The 15,915-nt window shown below is 44.5% G+C and carries 17 protein-coding genes and 1 pseudogene; 14 read left to right on the top strand and 4 right to left on the bottom strand.

What is annotated here, in order from left to right; translation table 11 throughout:
* Positions 1-180: 180 nt before the first annotated feature.
* The gene (locus tag FOF60_RS20930) at positions 181-1,143 is read right to left on the bottom strand and encodes an ABC transporter substrate-binding protein (protein ID WP_192470108.1); all 963 of its coding nucleotides are present in this window, start codon (positions 1,141-1,143) and stop codon (positions 181-183) included.
* Between the two features lie 282 nt (positions 1,144-1,425).
* On the opposite strand from FOF60_RS20930, the gene FOF60_RS20925 reads away from it, so the two are divergent.
* Genes FOF60_RS20925 through FOF60_RS20905 form a run of 5 tightly spaced genes read left to right on the top strand, consistent with a single transcriptional unit; the run spans position 1,426 to position 5,345 of the window.
* Positions 1,426-2,430: a FecCD family ABC transporter permease gene (locus FOF60_RS20925; protein WP_192470109.1), complete on the top strand. Its 1,005-nt coding sequence runs from the start codon at positions 1,426-1,428 to the stop codon at positions 2,428-2,430.
* Positions 2,427-3,482 (top strand): FecCD family ABC transporter permease, encoded by a 1,056-nt coding sequence (locus FOF60_RS20920; protein ID WP_192470110.1) that lies wholly within the window; start codon positions 2,427-2,429, stop codon positions 3,480-3,482. Before FOF60_RS20925 ends, FOF60_RS20920 begins: the two co-directional genes overlap by 4 nt.
* Positions 3,483-3,505: 23 nt before the next feature.
* On the top strand, positions 3,506-4,327 hold the full coding sequence (locus FOF60_RS20915) for an ABC transporter ATP-binding protein (RefSeq protein ID WP_192470111.1): 822 nt from the start codon (positions 3,506-3,508) through the stop codon (positions 4,325-4,327).
* Complete coding sequence (locus FOF60_RS20910; RefSeq protein ID WP_192470185.1) at positions 4,324-5,085, top strand: IucA/IucC family C-terminal-domain containing protein; 762 nt, start codon at positions 4,324-4,326, stop codon at positions 5,083-5,085. Before FOF60_RS20915 ends, FOF60_RS20910 begins: the two co-directional genes overlap by 4 nt.
* Positions 5,086-5,102: 17 nt before the next feature.
* Complete coding sequence (locus tag FOF60_RS20905; protein WP_192470112.1) at positions 5,103-5,345, top strand: YusU family protein; 243 nt, start codon at positions 5,103-5,105, stop codon at positions 5,343-5,345.
* Positions 5,346-5,798: 453 nt separating this feature from the next.
* Here the strand turns inward: FOF60_RS20905 and FOF60_RS20900 are convergent, their stop codons facing one another.
* Together FOF60_RS20900 and FOF60_RS20895 are read right to left on the bottom strand one after the other, a co-directional pair.
* Positions 5,799-6,146 carry a spore coat protein gene (locus tag FOF60_RS20900; protein WP_192470113.1) on the bottom strand — a complete coding sequence of 116 codons (348 nt, stop codon included), beginning with the start codon at positions 6,144-6,146 and terminating at the stop codon, positions 5,799-5,801.
* Between the two features lie 26 nt (positions 6,147-6,172).
* Entirely contained in the window at positions 6,173-6,457 is a 285-nt protein-coding gene (locus FOF60_RS20895; RefSeq protein ID WP_192470114.1) for a hypothetical protein, read from the bottom strand.
* A 218-nt stretch (positions 6,458-6,675) separates the two neighbouring features.
* On the opposite strand from FOF60_RS20895, the gene FOF60_RS20890 reads away from it, so the two are divergent.
* Positions 6,676-7,593 carry a proline dehydrogenase family protein gene (locus FOF60_RS20890; protein ID WP_192470115.1) on the top strand — a complete coding sequence of 306 codons (918 nt, stop codon included), beginning with the start codon at positions 6,676-6,678 and terminating at the stop codon, positions 7,591-7,593.
* Positions 7,594-7,650: 57 nt separating this feature from the next.
* Here the strand turns inward: FOF60_RS20890 and FOF60_RS20885 are convergent, their stop codons facing one another.
* Positions 7,651-7,782: a YuzL family protein gene (locus FOF60_RS20885; RefSeq protein WP_192470116.1), complete on the bottom strand. Its 132-nt coding sequence runs from the start codon at positions 7,780-7,782 to the stop codon at positions 7,651-7,653.
* Between the two features lie 240 nt (positions 7,783-8,022).
* On the opposite strand from FOF60_RS20885, the pseudogene FOF60_RS20880 reads away from it, so the two are divergent.
* The 8 genes and pseudogenes from FOF60_RS20880 to FOF60_RS20845 all read left to right on the top strand — a co-directional run bounded on the left by FOF60_RS20880 (position 8,023) and on the right by FOF60_RS20845 (position 15,734).
* Positions 8,023-10,403, top strand: a pseudogene (locus FOF60_RS20880) (3-hydroxyacyl-CoA dehydrogenase NAD-binding domain-containing protein).
* A gap of 59 nt (positions 10,404-10,462) precedes the next feature.
* Entirely contained in the window at positions 10,463-11,638 is a 1,176-nt protein-coding gene (locus FOF60_RS20875) for an acetyl-CoA C-acetyltransferase (RefSeq protein WP_192470117.1), read from the top strand.
* Positions 11,639-11,693: 55 nt separating this feature from the next.
* Positions 11,694-13,478 (top strand): acyl-CoA dehydrogenase family protein, encoded by a 1,785-nt coding sequence (locus tag FOF60_RS20870; RefSeq protein WP_102264237.1) that lies wholly within the window; start codon positions 11,694-11,696, stop codon positions 13,476-13,478.
* 224 nt (positions 13,479-13,702) lie between these two features.
* A complete protein-coding gene (locus FOF60_RS20865; RefSeq protein ID WP_192470118.1) occupies positions 13,703-14,059 on the top strand; it encodes an arsenate reductase family protein in 357 nt (118 codons plus the stop codon).
* Between the two features lie 53 nt (positions 14,060-14,112).
* Positions 14,113-14,493, top strand: a complete 381-nt coding sequence (gene gcvH, locus FOF60_RS20860; RefSeq protein ID WP_192470119.1) for a glycine cleavage system protein GcvH — start codon at positions 14,113-14,115, stop codon at positions 14,491-14,493.
* A 131-nt stretch (positions 14,494-14,624) separates the two neighbouring features.
* The gene (locus FOF60_RS20855; protein WP_192470120.1) at positions 14,625-14,864 is read left to right on the top strand and encodes a YusG family protein; all 240 of its coding nucleotides are present in this window, start codon (positions 14,625-14,627) and stop codon (positions 14,862-14,864) included.
* Positions 14,865-15,062: 198 nt separating this feature from the next.
* Positions 15,063-15,419, top strand: coding sequence for a toprim domain-containing protein (locus tag FOF60_RS20850; RefSeq protein ID WP_192470121.1), 357 nt, complete (start codon positions 15,063-15,065; stop codon positions 15,417-15,419).
* 6 nt (positions 15,420-15,425) lie between these two features.
* Positions 15,426-15,734: a thioredoxin family protein gene (locus tag FOF60_RS20845; RefSeq protein WP_192470122.1), complete on the top strand. Its 309-nt coding sequence runs from the start codon at positions 15,426-15,428 to the stop codon at positions 15,732-15,734.
* Positions 15,735-15,915: the final 181 nt, after the last annotated feature.

Here is a 15,915-nt window from a genome sequence, read left to right as displayed (position 1 = left end):
GGATTATGAAGATTGTTTTCTTGATTTGATTTGCACATGAATGGGGGATGGACAAAAAGAAAAACCCGCAAGATTCAGCGGGTTTTTCTGTAATATATATGGGGAAGGGGGATTAGTTAAATAAAATCTTGGGGGGATTTTATTTTATGGCTGCTTTCGTAAAATTTTTGAGAAAAGAGCCTATTTCAACATATGTTTTTCAAGATCATCGAGCATAAGGTTGGCTGCCATGACGCCGCCAGCTGTATTCCAGATGGCATCATCCACTTTGTGGACTTCACCTTTTTTCGCTACCTCAAGGTTTTGGAATAACGGGTCTTCAATCCATTCCTTTTCGACTTCAGTTGCTTTGCCGTCACCTTCATCATATGTGAAGTAGAAGAGGATATCTCCATCCATTGCCGGGATTCTTTCCTTTGTTACACCTTTTTCGGCAAAGTCTTCTTTATCCTGGCTTTCTGGACGAGCAAGGCCAATTTGTTCAAGGATAACACCTGAGAATGAATCTTTGTGGTAAATACGTACATCGCCCGCCATGAAGCGGACCATCGATACTTTTGTATCTAACTTATCTCCAAGCTTTTCTTTAAAGTCTTCGATACGCTGGTCATATGCAGCAAGGACTTCCTTGCCTTTTTCCTCTTTGTTTACAGCTTTTGCGTAAAGTTCGAAGTTGTTCTTCCAATTTCCGCGAAGGTCCTCTGCGAAAACAGTAGGTGCGATTGCTTTAAGCTGTTCATAAATATCTTCCTGGCGCATTTTATTGCCAATGATCAGGTCTGGCTGAAGCGCAGCGATGGCTTCTACATTAACCTGACTCTCAACACCAACGACTTCCACATCTTTCATATCCTCAGCAATATGCTCATACCAAGGGTCGCCTGTCCATGACTGGACTGCACCGACTGGAGTGACTCCAAGCGCAAGAAGTGCTTCGGTACCTTCATTTGTCAGGATGACAACCTTTTCTGGAGTCTTTTCCAAGGTGGTCTCACCCATTGCATGTTCAACTGTGTATCCTTCTTCCTTTTCCTTTGGTGCTTCTGCTGTATTCTTTGCATCATCTTCGTTGCTGCCGCATGCTGCCAAAAGCAGGACGGTGAAGATGCTGATAAGAGCCAGTAAATGTTTTGTAACTTTCATATGTAGGTCCTCCTAGATTGTTATTGATAATCGTTTTCAATTACTGCATCCTTATGATAAAATGCAATTGAGTAGGATGTCAACACTAATTGATAATGATTTTCATCATCATTGACGATTTTGTGAACTTGTCAGCCGAACTGGTGAAAAGGAACTTTTTTTCACGTAATGTTAAATTAACAACATAAGCAACTTTTTAAAATACTTTTATTAGCTGTGATCAATGCTATTGAGAAGAAAGAATAGATAACAGTATTCCCGGCAGAAAGAAAGGTAACCAGCATGCTTCTGAAATCCAATGGCCAAAGATGGATCGGTCTAGTAGCGGCCATCATCTTTATCTTATTTTTAATATGTGCAAGTATCGTTTACGGTTATACCGATACATCATGGGGAACAGCTTTCAATGCGTTCACCGATTATGATGGTTCCAATGAACATATCATCATTCAATCCGTCCGGCTTCCGCGGGCGCTGATTGCGGCTGCTGTCGGTGCGAGCCTGGCGATTGCCGGTGTCCTGATGCAGACGTTAACGAAAAATCCGCTCGCTTCACCTGGGATTTTTGGTGTGAATGCCGGAGCCGGATTTGCAGTAGTCGTGGCTGTGACTATTTTTTCAGTCGGCAGCCTCCAAGCCTTTGCGTGGATTTCCTTCCTGGGTGCAGCCGTGGCAGCAGTCAGTGTCTATGTGATTGGCTCAGCCGGACGTGAAGGATTGACTCCAATGAAACTGACTCTTGCTGGCGCAGCGATGACAGCAATGTTTTCCTCCTTCACCCAGGGGCTTCTTGTTCTTGATGAGGCGGCTCTTGAGCAGGTACTCTACTGGCTTGCTGGCTCAGTACAGGGACGCAAACTGGAAACGCTTGTCAGTGTTCTTCCTTATTTAGGTTTTGGGTGGCTGGCAGCAATTTTAATTTCTTCGAAAATGAACGTGCTGTCCATGGGGGAAGATGTTGCGAAAGGTCTCGGTTTGAATACTGGCTTTGTAAAGCTCGGTGCAGGCATCATCATTGTCCTTTTATCTGGCGGAGCTGTGGCTGTAGCCGGACCAATTGGGTTTATCGGGATTGTCATTCCACATTTGACTAGGGCGGTAGTCGGCATTGACCACCGCTGGGTGATACCTTTCTCGGCAATTTTTGGAGGAATGCTTTTATTAGCAGCGGATATCGCTGCCCGATACGTGCTGATGCCTCAGGAAATCCCTGTCGGCGTCATGACAGCGATGATCGGAACTCCATTTTTCATTTATATAGCGAGAAAGGGGTTCAACGGAAAATGAGCCAGTATAGAAGTCTAAGGGTTTTTGAAGATAAAGTATCTTTCTTGATAGATAAAAAGGCAGCAGGAATCTTTTTGGGGCTGCTGTTGGTGGCAATAGCCGTATTTGTCATCAGCACGGGCATGGGCGATATGGCGATAAGCCCATTGAGCGTAATTGCGGTGTTTTTTGGCGGCGGAAGCGATATGGAGAGACTGGTCGTGCAATCCTTCCGCTTGCCGAGAATCATCGTCGCCCTGATGGTTGGCATCAGTTTGGCCGTAGCCGGTGGAATCCTGCAGGGGATGATCAGGAACCCGCTTGCTTCACCTGATATCCTCGGGATCACTGGTGGCGCAGCAGTGGCAGTTGTCGGATTCCTGGCAATTTTTAGCGGAGATAATAATGCACTGACGGTGAGCATAGAATGGATGCCGGTAGCAGCTTTTGCGGGTGCCTCCATTGTAGCTTTCCTTGTTTACTTTCTCTCCTGGAAAAATGGTGTATCGCCTGTGCGCCTTGTATTGATTGGCATCGGGATATCCGCGATGATGCAGGCGTTGACCACATTGATGATGATCATGGGCCCGATTTATCGCGCAAGCCAGGCGAATATCTGGATTACGGGAACGGTCTATGGATCCACCTGGAGTAATGTCGCCGTGCTTGTTCCATGGACAGTCATCATGCTATTGATTGCATTTATTTTTGCAAGGAATGTCAATGTTCAGGAGCTTGGGGAAGATATAGCCACAGGTGTCGGCGGCCATGTGCAGAGACAGCGGTTCGTACTGCTGCTTGTCAGCACGGCATTGATTGCCAGTTCGGTCGCTTTTGCCGGAGGAATCGGTTTCGTTGGCCTGATGGCTCCGCATATGGCGAGAAGGCTCGTCGGCTCAGCATTCGGGGCACTTTTGCCAGTATCAGCGATAATTGGCGGGATCTTGGTCATGCTGGCTGATTTGATCGGACGAACAATGTTTTCGCCCTTAGAGGTCCCTGCGGGCGTTTTCACTGCCGGAATCGGCGCACCTTATTTTATTTACCTGCTATACAAAACTAGAAATTCTTAAACCTGACAGAAAGGGGAATCGACATGAAACAGGCAATTGAAACGGAGAAACTGACGCTTTCCTATGGAGATTCCATTATCATAAATGAATTAGACATAAGTATTCCCAAAGGGGAGATTACTGTTTTTATCGGAGGAAATGGCTGCGGAAAATCGACCTTGCTCCGGTCAATTGCCAGGCTGCTAAAGCCGCAGGCAGGAGCGATTCTCCTGGAAGGCGAGTCGATCTCCAAGCTGTCAACGAAGGAAGTCGCCCGTAAAATGGCCATCTTGCCCCAGTCCCCCTTAGCACCGGAAGGCTTGACTGTCATGCAGCTTGTAAAACAGGGAAGATATCCTTACCAGACCTGGCTGAAGCAATGGTCGGAAGAGGATGAAAGAAGTGTGGAAAACGCTTTGAAGGCAACAGGGATTGACCACCTGAAGGACCGCACAGTCGATTCTCTATCCGGGGGACAGCGTCAGCGTGCCTGGATTGCGATGACACTTGCGCAGGATACGGACATCATCCTCCTCGATGAGCCGACAACCTATCTGGATATGACTCATCAAATTGAGATTCTCGATCTTCTTTTTGAATTGAATGAGAACGAGGGCAGAACGATTGTCATGGTACTGCATGACCTGAATCTTGCCTGCCGATATGCGCATAATATCGTCGCGATCAAGGATCAGAAGATTTTTGACCAGGGAAAGCCAGAAGTTGTCATTAACTGCGGTCTTGTGAAGCATGTTTTTGGGATGGATTGTGAAGTGACCATCGACCCGCTATTCGGCACGCCGCTTTGCATTCCGCATGGAAAAGGGCGCCGTATCATCAGGGACAAAGTGGGAGCTCCCGTATGAAGGCGGAACTGACGGCAGCTGAAATCGGTATTCTCGCCAACTATCGTTTTGTCGTTTCCGAGCCTGATAAGGACATTCAAATTGATTTCAGGCCATTTACGGATGAATCGGAAATGGGCGTTTACCTGGAAAGGTTCAATGAAGGGCTGAAGGCTCCGGATGCTAAAACGGCGGCATCCGTTTTCATGAAACGGCATGCCTTTCTAGCCGTCCTGTATCTTTACTCCATGACGGCTTTTAACAAAAGGCTGGATGTTTCACCGGAGAATATTATCCTGGCAGATGCCATAAAGGATGGTCTTTGGCTGCCTGAGTTTTATCTGAAAAATAAAAGTACAGACGTGTGTCCTTCGGGGCAGCGGGAAGAGTGGAGGAAGGAAGCAGTCAGGCATTTGTTTGTGGATAATCTGTTTCCGGTCATGGATGCCATCTCAAATTCTGCTAAAATCTCAAAATTGATCTTATGGGAAAATGTCGCAGTTTATATTTTTTGGCTCTATGAAAAGATATTAAGCCAGACCGAGGATCACGAGGTGAAGATTAGAGCCGAAGATGACTTCTCCTTTCTCATCAAGTCTGCCCCCGGGAAGTTGTTCGGACGCTATCACAATAACCCGATCGCCAGGTACTACAGTGAACCAGTCTATCAGGAAGAGGCTGATTCTTATATCAGGATACGAAAAACCTGTTGTTACAGCTATCTGCTAAAGGAAAAGGGCAGTTATTGCAAAACCTGTCCACGGACATGCGGATTTTAAAACAAAGGAGTGTTTAAATGGATAAAAATTTCACAGAACAAATCGATGGATTGCTGGAAAAATACACAGAACTCTTGGTCGGTGAAGGCTCAGCTGAAAATATCGAGAAGGTAAAAACATGGATATTGTACAGCCATATCGCCAAGTCGATGCCTCCGCTGGCAAAGCACTGGAATGCAGAATATCCGGATGCCAAGGAACAGATTAAAAACGTTATCGCAGAAGTAAAAGAACTAAATGAGCAAAACCGCCAGAAATAACGAAGAACCATCTCTTAGCGAGGTGGTTTTTTTGTCTGTTTTTTTGCTATCGGACAAAACCAAGAGGACGTATTTGGAAAGTGTCCATTAGAAGAGCTCTATCGGACAAAACTAAGTGAAACTCTCAGAGAAGTGTCCGTTAGAAGGTCTCTATTGGACAAAACTAAGAGAAACTCATAGAAAAGTGTCCGTTAGAAGGTCTCTATTGGACAAAACCAAGAGGAATTCCCAGAAAAGTGTCCGTTAGAAGGGCTGTATTGGACAAAACCAAGAGGAATTCCCAGAAAAGTGTCCGTTAGAAGGGCTGTATTGGACAAAACTAAGAGAAACTCTCAGAAAAGTGTCCGTTAGAAGTGTCTTATCGAACAAAACCAAGAGGAATTCCCTAAAAAATGTCCGACAAAAATAAGAACCGGGCGAACAAGCCCGGCTCCTTCATAAAGACAGCTTCCATTATTGAAGCTGCTGTCCGCCATATGGGAATTGATTTGAGTATCCCTGGAATTGCTGGTGTGACTGCTGAAGCTTTTGCGCGTCTGCCGCTTCCACACCATACCAGCCTTTCTTGAACATCAGGTTATAAAGGCTGCGCTGGGCGTTGGCTGTTTCAGTATAAATTGCTAGTACATCCTGGTAAAGCTGGTCATGGCTTAATTCATTAAGAGCAGTATCATAGCCCTGAGTCATGTATTTTTCGGTCGTTAAAATATCATTGATGAAATCACGGTCATTCATCTGCGGTGTCTTCTGGACTTGAGTTTCTGGATTTTGGATTTTCTGCTGATTTTGGTTCTGGTTCATCCGCTTTTTCCTCCTGTCTAGTTCGATTATTGCATTCCTGGCGTTTGGGAATATGTCTGGTTTTGCGGGCTGTTCAAGTGCGTAAGGATTTTCTGGTAATGTCTCTGGTGCATTTGTCCGCACTTTTCGATTTCCATTTTCAGTTCCTGGTCCTGGCACTGTTGGGCAAAAAAATGTGCTTTTTTCATGGCAAGTAAATTCCATGAAAGCATATCTGTTAAGTATAAAGAATCTTTAGTCGAAACAACGGACGGCGGCGTCTGCATGATCCCTTGCTGCTGGCCTTGAAAATTCATGTTTTGCTGCTGCATATTAGAACCTCCTGTTTTTAAGTTCATTCCTACGGATATTATCGTTCCCGGGCCGAAATAAAGTATGCAGGACAAGATTCGTCAAAAAAGAACATTTTCCTACGAAAGTAATATTCAAAGCTAATAAAAAGTGATAAAATAATTTTGCAAAATAGATATAGATGAAGCAATTTTTTTAAAGGGTATTGTAATCGTTTTCATTAAGGGGAGGAAAAGCTATGGAACAATTAATGAGGAACTTCTTTCTTTTTCTATCGAAAAATAAATTTTTTACGAAGATGGCCAAGAAATACGGCCTTCGTCTAGGGGCAAAACGCTTCGTTTCCGGCGAGACGGTCGAGCAGTCGGTGGAAGTCATCAAACAGCTGAACAGCAAGAACCTTGCAGCAACTGTCGATTTCCTTGGCGAATTCGTCGACAATGAAAAAGAAGCGAATGAGAGAGCCGAAAACTCGATTGCAATGATAAAAGCCATTGGCCGCGAAAAACTGAATGCCCAGATGAGTGTCAAAATGACTTCGCTCGGCTTTGATATTTCTGACAGGGTTGTCATGAACAATATGCGCCGGATCATGGATACTGCCAAGGAGAACAATGTGTTTGTGACGATCGACATGGAGGACTACGAGCGCTGCCAGAGGACTCTGGATATCTTTAAGCAGCTGAAGTCTGAATATGACAACATCGGCACGGTCATCCAGGCTTATTTATATAGAACTGAAAAAGATATTGAGGATTTGAATCAATATTCTCCAAACCTCCGCCTTGTAAAGGGAGCTTACAAAGAGTCACCGGAAGTGGCTTTCCCTGAGAAGAAGGATGTAGATGAAAATTTCAAGAAAATCATCAAGATGCATCTGTTGAACGGCAACTATACTGCTGTTGCTTCACACGATGACAATATCATCAACTTCACGAAGGAATTCGCGAAGGCAAACAATATTCCGAAAAGCCAGTTCGAATTCCAGATGCTGTTTGGAATCATGCCGGAAAGGCAGCTTCAGCTTGCCGAAGAAGGCTATACGATGCGCGTTTATGTCCCATTCGGAACAGACTGGTACGGTTACTTCATGCGCCGCCTTGCAGAGCGTCCGGCAAACGTGGCATTTGTTTTAAAAGGAATGTTAAAGAAATAATGATCAGCAGGCTGACAAATTTGTCAGCCTGTTTTTATTAGATTGGACGGTTTTTGATTACTTTTTATACTGGCTGTTCTGGCTGTTCTGCTTTCTTTCGCCGCCCTTACTCATAGATGGGCCTGCATCTCCTTTTACACTGGCAGCGCTGACGCCAGCTTTGGATGGGTCCTTTTTCAATCTAGCCATGTTCATACCTCCGTGTTTTCAATGATAAAAGTACTGCCTTTATAGAGTGCCCAAGTGAGGAGAAATAAGCATGAGGAATAAAGATTCAAAAAATTTTCTTTTTTCCGCACCTTATTATTGCGGAAATTTTTTAAATATTTTATAGTAGTAATTAACAGAGCTCATTTATATGCATATTTTTTTTGGTGCAAAAATGAATGAGTATTCATTCAAAAAGAGTCAAAGGGGGAGACAAATTTGATGCGACAAATTCAAAAGGCAGCGGTGCTTGGTTCAGGTGTCATGGGATCAGGGATTGCCGCACATCTGGCAAACATCGGAATTCCGACATTGCTGCTGGATATTGTACCTCGGGAATTAACGGAACAGGAAAAAGCGAAAGGCCTGACACTTGATGACAAGCAGGTGCGCAATCGGATCAGTGCAGGAGCACTGCAGAAGTTATTGAAGCAAAAGCCAGCACCCTTAGCCTCCAAAAAGAATCTTGCTCTAATTGAAGCAGGCAATTTCGAAGATGATATGGAAAAACTCAAGGATGTCGACTGGGTAATTGAAGTAGTAGTTGAAAACCTTGATATTAAAAAGAAAGTTTTCACTGATGTAGATAAATACCGCAAGCAGGGAAGCATCATTAGCTCCAACACGTCTGGAATTTCTGTCGAGGCAATGGCAGAAGGGCGTTCCGAAGATTTCAGAAAGCACTTCCTGGGCACGCATTTCTTCAACCCGCCGCGTTATCTGAAGCTGCTTGAAGTGATCCCTACTAAAGATACGGACCCTGAAGTCCTTTCATTCGTGAAGACTTTCGGTGAAGACCAGCTAGGCAAAGGTGTCGTTGAAGCGAAGGATACACCTAACTTCATCGCAAACCGAATCGGTACTTACGGATTGCTCGTAACAGTAAGAGAAATGGTGAAAGGCGGCTATAGTGTTGGTGAAGTTGATTCTGTAACTGGCCCAATGATCGGCCGCCCTAAGAGCGCAACATTCCGTACGCTGGATGTAGTTGGTCTTGATACTTTCGCACATGTTGCGAAAAACGTGTATGACCAGGTTGATGGGGAAGAAAAGGAAGTCTTTGAAGTACCTGAGTTCATGAAGAAGATGCTTGAAAACGGCTGGCTTGGAAGCAAGTCAGGGCAGGGATTCTTCCTGAAACAGGGCAAGGAAATCCTTGAACTTGATCCACAGACTTTGGAATATGGTCCACGACAAAAATTAAAGACAGCGTCTACTGAAATGGCGAAGCAGGAAAAAGGCCTTGCCAATAAAATGAAAGCGCTTGTTTATAGCAAAGACCGCGCGGTGAGCTTTTATGGAATATTTTCAGCCCTGTGCTTGTTTACTCAGCTGATTTGCTTGGCACAATTGCCGATGATATCGTCGCGATTGACCGTGCAATGAAGTGGGGATTCGGCTGGGAAATGGGGCCGTTCGAAGCTTGGGATGCACTAGGCGTCGAAAAAGCAATCAGCAAAATGGAGTCAGAAGGCAAGACCGTCCCTGCATGGGTAAAAGAAATGGTCGAAAAAGGCTTCACTTCATTCTACAAAGAAGAAGATGGCAGACTAAGCTATTACCATAATGGTGAATACGTAGCTGTAGAAGAAAATCCAAAGGCAATTAACCTGAAGCTCATGAAAAAGCAAAAGGGTGTCATTAAAAAGAATGGCGGCGCAAGCCTGATTGACCTTGGAGATGGAATCGCCCTTCTGGAATTCCACTCCCACAGCAATTCGATCGGACCTGACATCCTCCAGATGATCAACTTCGCAATCGATGAAGTAGAAAAGAATTATAAGGGTCTTGTAATCGGCAACCAGGGCAAGAACTTCTCAGTTGGTGCGAACCTGGCGATGATCCTGATGGAAGCTCAAGACGATAACATTTGGGATCTTGATATGGTCGTCCGCCAATTCCAGCAGACGACGATGAAAATCAAATACAGCTCCAAGCCAATTGTAGCTGCGCCATTTGGTATGACGCTTGGCGGGGGCGCTGAAATGTGCTTGCCGGCAGCCCATATCCAGGCATCCATGGAAACATATATGGGTCTTGTTGAAGCTGGTGTAGGCCTGATTCCTGGCGGCGGCGGAAACAAGGAGCTTTATATCAAGCATCTTGAAGGACTGCCAAAAGGTGTCGACTTTGACCTTCAAAAGGTTGCGAATAAAGTGTTTGAAACCATCGCAATGGCTAAAGTCTCCACTTCAGGTGAAGAAGCACGTGAAAATAACTTCCTGAATGAAGCAGATGGCATCAGCGTTAACAGCGATCACTTGTTATATGATGCGAAACAGGCTGCATTGAACTTATATGAAAGCGGCTATAAAGCACCGGTGAGGAAGAAAGTTCCTGTAACAGGCGAACCGGGATATGCAACCCTGCTGCTGGGTGCTCAAACGATGCATCTATCAGGTTACATTTCTGAGCATGACTTGAAAATCGCGAAGAAGCTTGCGTATGTCATCGCCGGCGGAAAAGTGCCATACGGAACCGAAGTAGATGAGCAATACTTGCTTGACCTTGAAAGAGAAGCATTCCTGAGCCTTGTGGCAGAACCGAAATCACAGCAGCGCATGCAGCATATGCTCGTAAAAGGCAAGCCATTGCGCAACTAATAGATTGATAGTTTCACAGTGAAATATATTTTAACATCCAAGGAAAGAGAGGGAATGAGATGAGAGAAGCGGTAATCGTAGCCGGAGCCCGGACACCGGTCGGAAAAGCAAAAAAGGGAACTCTTGCTAATGTCCGGCCTGACGATCTTGGAGCTCTTGTAGTAAGAGAAACGCTAAAAAGAGCAGGTAATTATGAAGGGAATATTGATGATTTAATCATCGGCTGTGCAATGCCAGAAGCAGAGCAGGGCTTGAATATGGCGCGTAATATCGGCGCACTTGCCGGTCTGTCACATGAAGTGCCGGCGATCACAATCAATCGTTATTGTTCTTCAGGACTGCAGGCGATTGCGAATGCATCAGAAAGAATCATGCTTGGGCATGCAGACACCATTATCGCCGGTGGTGCGGAATCAATGAGCCTTGTTCCAATGATGGGCCATGTTGTACGCCCGAATTCAAAATTGGCTGAAAGTGCTCCTCAGTACTATATGGGAATGGGCCATACAGCTGAGGAAGTAGCCAAGAAGTACGGTATTTCCCGTGAAGATCAGGATGCTTTTGCAGTTAGAAGCCATCAGCGCGCGGCAAAGGCAATCCAGGAAGGCAAATTCGAGGATGAGATCGTTCCTGTCGACGTAACCCTCCGTACAGTAGGAAAAGACAATAAGCTTGTTGAAAAGACAATCCAATTCAAACAGGATGAAGGTGTACGTCCTGATACGAACATGGAGACACTTGCTAAACTGCGCCCGGCCTTCAATATTAAAGGCACAGTAACTGCAGGGAACTCCTCACAGACTAGTGACGGAGCAGCAGCAGTCATGGTCATGGACCGCGAAAAGGCTGAATCTCTTGGATTGAAGCCTCTGGCTAAATTCAGGTCATTCGCACTTGGCGGAGTACCGCCTGAAATCATGGGAATCGGTCCCGTGGTAGCGATTCCTAAAGCATTGAAGCTTGCTGGATTGCAAGTTTCCGATATCGGTGTATTCGAACTGAACGAAGCATTTGCTTCACAATCAATCCAGGTCATCCGTGAGCTGGGCCTTGATGAAGATAAAGTCAACGTGAACGGCGGAGCAATCGCCTTGGGCCACCCGCTGGGAACAACTGGCGCGAAACTGACTTTAACCGTAATCCATGAAATGAAACGCAGAAATGAACAATTCGGTGTCGTTACGATGTGTATCGGCGGTGGAATGGGCGCAGCTGGAGTATTTGAACTACTTTAAAACAATATATGGAGGGGTCTCAGCCCCTCCCCAAAATGGATAGGAGGAACAATAAATGGGTAACCAAACAGAAAAGCTTGTAAAAGGCGGAAGCTTCTTAATCGAAGATGTAACTTATGACCATGTTTTCACTCCAGAGGATTACACAGATGAGCATAAAATGATTGCGAAAACGACTGAGGATTTCGTAACGAACGAAGTATTGCCTCAGGTTGAATATATCGAGCAGCACGAGTTTGACCGCACTGTGAAACTATTGAAGGAAGCTGGAGAGCTGGGCCTTCTTGGAGCTGACGTTCCTGAAGAATACGGCGGATTGAGCCTTGATAAAATCAGCTCAGCTTTGATCGCTGAGAAGATGGCAGTTGCCGGCGGTTTCTCCATCTCCCACGGTGCTCACGTAGGAATCGGTTCATTGCCAATCGTTCTTTTCGGTAATGAAGAGCAAAAACAAAAATACCTTCCTGCACTGGCGACTGGCGAAAAGCTTGCAGCCTATGCACTTACAGAGCCAGGCTCAGGTTCAGACGCACTTGGCGCGAAGACTACAGCTAAGCTGAATGCTGAAGGCACTCATTATGTGCTTAACGGCGAAAAGCAATGGATCACAAACGCTGGCTTTGCAGACGTATTCGTGGTTTATGCTAAAATCGACGGCGAACAATTCACAGCTTTCATCGTTGAAAGAGAATACCCAGGAGTTTCAGTCGGTGCTGAAGAAAAGAAAATGGGGATCAAGAGCTCTTCTACACGTACATTGATTCTTGAAGATGCTCAAGTTCCTGTCGAGAACCTTCTTGGCGAAGCAGGGAAAGGTCACCTTATCGCCTTCAATATCCTGAACATTGGACGTTATAAGTTGGGAGTAGGCGCAACTGGCGGTGCCAAGCAGGCATTCGGTCTGACTGTAAAGTATGCTAATCAGCGCCAGCAGTTCAAGACACCTATTTCACAATTCAACCTTACAAAAGAGAAGCTTGCGACAATGGCTTCCAAAATCTATGCAACTGAGAGCTCTGTATACCGTACAGTAGGCTTGTTCGAAGAGAGAATGAACCAGTTGTCTGAAGAAGAAATCAACAATGGTAAAGCAGTCGCTGACTCAATCGCTGAGTACGCGATCGAGTGCTCAATGAACAAAGTCTTCGCAACAGAAACACTTGACTATGTTGTAGATGAAGGAGTACAGATCCACGGTGGATATGGCTTCATGCAAGAGTATGAAATCGAAAGAGCTTACCGTGATTCAAGGATCAACCGTATTTTTGAAGGTACAAACGAAATCAACCGCCTGCTGGTACCAGGAACATTCCTGCGCAAAGCTATGAAGGGCGAGCTTCCATTATTGCAAAAAGCTCAGCAACTCCAGGAAGAGCTCATGATGCTAATGCCTGAAGAGCCAGGCGATGAGCCATTGGCACAGGAGAAATACCTTGTTAAAAATGCGAAGAAAATCGGCTTGCTTGCCGCTGGCCTGGCTGCACAAAAGTTCGGCAAAGCATTGGAAAAAGAGCAGGAGATCCTCGTTAATATCGCGGACATCATCTCTAATGCTTATTCAATGGAATCTGCTGTTCTTCGTACAGAAAAGGCAATCGCTAAAGATGGAGTGGAAAAGAGCAAGCAAAAGCTTCTTTACACGCAAATCTTCTGCCAGGAAGCATTTAATGAGATCGAGCGTGACGCAAAAGAAACTCTTGTTGCAACAGAAGAAGGCGACGCGCTTCGCATGTTGACTTCTGCATTGCGCAAGTTCACAAGACATACACCAATCAATGTCATTGCGAAGAAACGTGAAGCATCTGAAAAGCTGATCGAAGCAGAGCGATTCATCGTTTAATCAAATGTACATGAACACTTCTCCTGTTTCCGGGAGGAGTGTTTACTTTTTTGGACTGCCTTTTAATTCATGAAGGAATTTTTCGAATTATGTAGAATAAAGTAATGGATGCTTAAAATATCGGGGAATTTAAACACGGAATGTTAGTATTTTTCAGCCTTATTATGTTACTATCCGATTAGAGGGTTTTATTATTGGGATACTAGCAAAGGGTGGTGAAAAATATGGCAAAGACGTTTTATTGGTACCCTAAATGCGGCACATGCAGGAACGCCAAGAAATGGTTGGACCAGCATGAAGTAAACTATAATGAAGTACATATTGTCGAAAACCCGCCTTCCCAATCCCAGCTTGAAGAAATGCTGGAAAAAAGTGGCCTCGAGATCAAGAAATTTTTCAATACGAGCGGCCAGAAATACCGGGAACTTGGGATGAAAGACAAAATCAAGACAGCATCAAAAAGTGAGCTGCTGGAACTGCTTGCATCTGACGGCATGCTCATCAAACGCCCGCTGATGACAGACGGGGAGAAGGTAACTGTAGGCTTCAAAGAGGAAGAATTTGAAAAAGCCTGGCTGTAATTTTGGTCCCATCGATATTAATCGATAGAGATATACAATTGGAGGGATAGTCAATGAATGCACCAAAAGAGTTGCGTTATTCTGAAGAACACGAATGGGTAAAAGTAGAGGGAGAAAAGGTTCGCATCGGAATCACGGATTTCGCGCAATCTGAACTTGGCGACATCGTATTCGTCGAACTGCCAGAAGTGGGCGACGAAATCACTGTTGACCAGCCATTCGGAAGTGTAGAGTCCGTAAAAACAGTTTCAGAGCTTTATGCACCAGTAAGCGGCAAGGTAGTGGAAATTAACGAAGAATTAAATGACAGCCCTGAATTTGTTAACGAATCACCATACGAAAAAGCTTGGATGATTACTGTTGAGCTATCTGACAACAGCGAAGTTGAAAAGCTTATGACAGCTGAACAATACGAAGACATGATCAAAGAATAAATTAAACCGACGCCTTGATGATTCAAGGCGTTTTATAATTCCCCGGCAGAAACTCCTTCTTTTTTCCATCAATTCATTGCCTGAATTCGGACAAGCTAAAAGTAATCAACTATCCAAGAAGGGTGAAACTCATGACACTGAACAAACAAAAGCTAGATATAACGGACAGAGTGACAGGAAAGCTAGAAAACGGACAGGTACAGCTTTACCTGGAAAACGAACACATTGGATCCATAGAGCTTCCAGAAGGAATGCAGATGAAATTGGAGCATCACTATGAGGCAGAACAGAATAAGATTTACCAGCATGTATCAGTGCCGGATCAATCAGAAACTCGGTATACTGATTGTGATGAAGGCGGCTGGTGTTAAACAAATCAGAACAGCGGCCAGTCAGGCCGCTGTTTTTCTTTATACCACGCATGAAAGCTTTCTTTAAGCATGCTAGTCTAATTTTTTGCAATCTCCTTTAAAAACAGTGACAATAGAATTATGAACATAACAGCACAAATTCAATATCCATGTTTATAATATTGTAAGGTAGTTATTATCTCTGGTGCATAGGTGGTTATGACGATGGACGAAAATCACAAGGTGATCATAGTGGAGGGCTCGTCAGACAAAAAGAAAGTTCAAGCTGTGCTGAATGAACCGGTTGAAATTATTTGTACGAATGGAACGATTGGTGTTTCAAAGCTGGATGAACTGATTGATTCCCTTTTCGATAAAGATGTATATATCCTCGTGGATGCGGATGCGTCCGGGGAAAAGTTGAGGAAGCAATTTAAAAGGGAGTTTCCTGAGGCAAACCATTTGTACATTGACAGGATGTACAGGGAAGTGGCGACGGCACCAGAAAACCACCTTGCTACAGTTTTAATTGGAGCAAATATCGATGTTCATGCAGAGTATTTAGAAAAAGGATGACTGTAGATGGAAGAATGGACAAAATCAGAGATGGATACCTTCCTGGAAGAAAAAAGAACAGGATACCTATATTTTTACACACCAATGTGTGGTACCTGCCAGGTAGCTGGAAAGATGCTTACTGTCATCGATCAGCTGCTGCCGGAAATACCTTCAGGCAAAGCAGACTTGAATTATCTGCCTGAGATGGCGGAACGATTTGAGATTGAAAGTGTCCCATGTCTGATAATGTTGAACAAGGGAGAGGTGCTAGAAAAAATTTATGCCTTTCAATCTGTTCCATACCTTTATGAAAAACTTAAAGGATTAAATTGATGTAAAAAGCGGCTTTGCCGTTTTTTTCTTTTTTTTGCCTATTTCAGATATGGGTTTTGTTTTTACCCATAAAAGAAGATATTGCCGGATAGGAAAGATATTTCCTCCTAGGATGAGCTACTATCCTAATTGTATAGAATCTTCAAAAGAGATTTACATATCGTTCCAAAAATATTATATT

It is taken from the genome of Mesobacillus jeotgali (assembly GCF_014856545.2).
In the GTDB taxonomy this organism is placed as follows: Bacteria; Bacillota; Bacilli; order Bacillales; family Cytobacillaceae; genus Mesobacillus.
The sequence above is the reverse complement of the archived record's forward strand: the minus strand, read 5'-3'. Positions and strand labels throughout refer to the sequence as shown.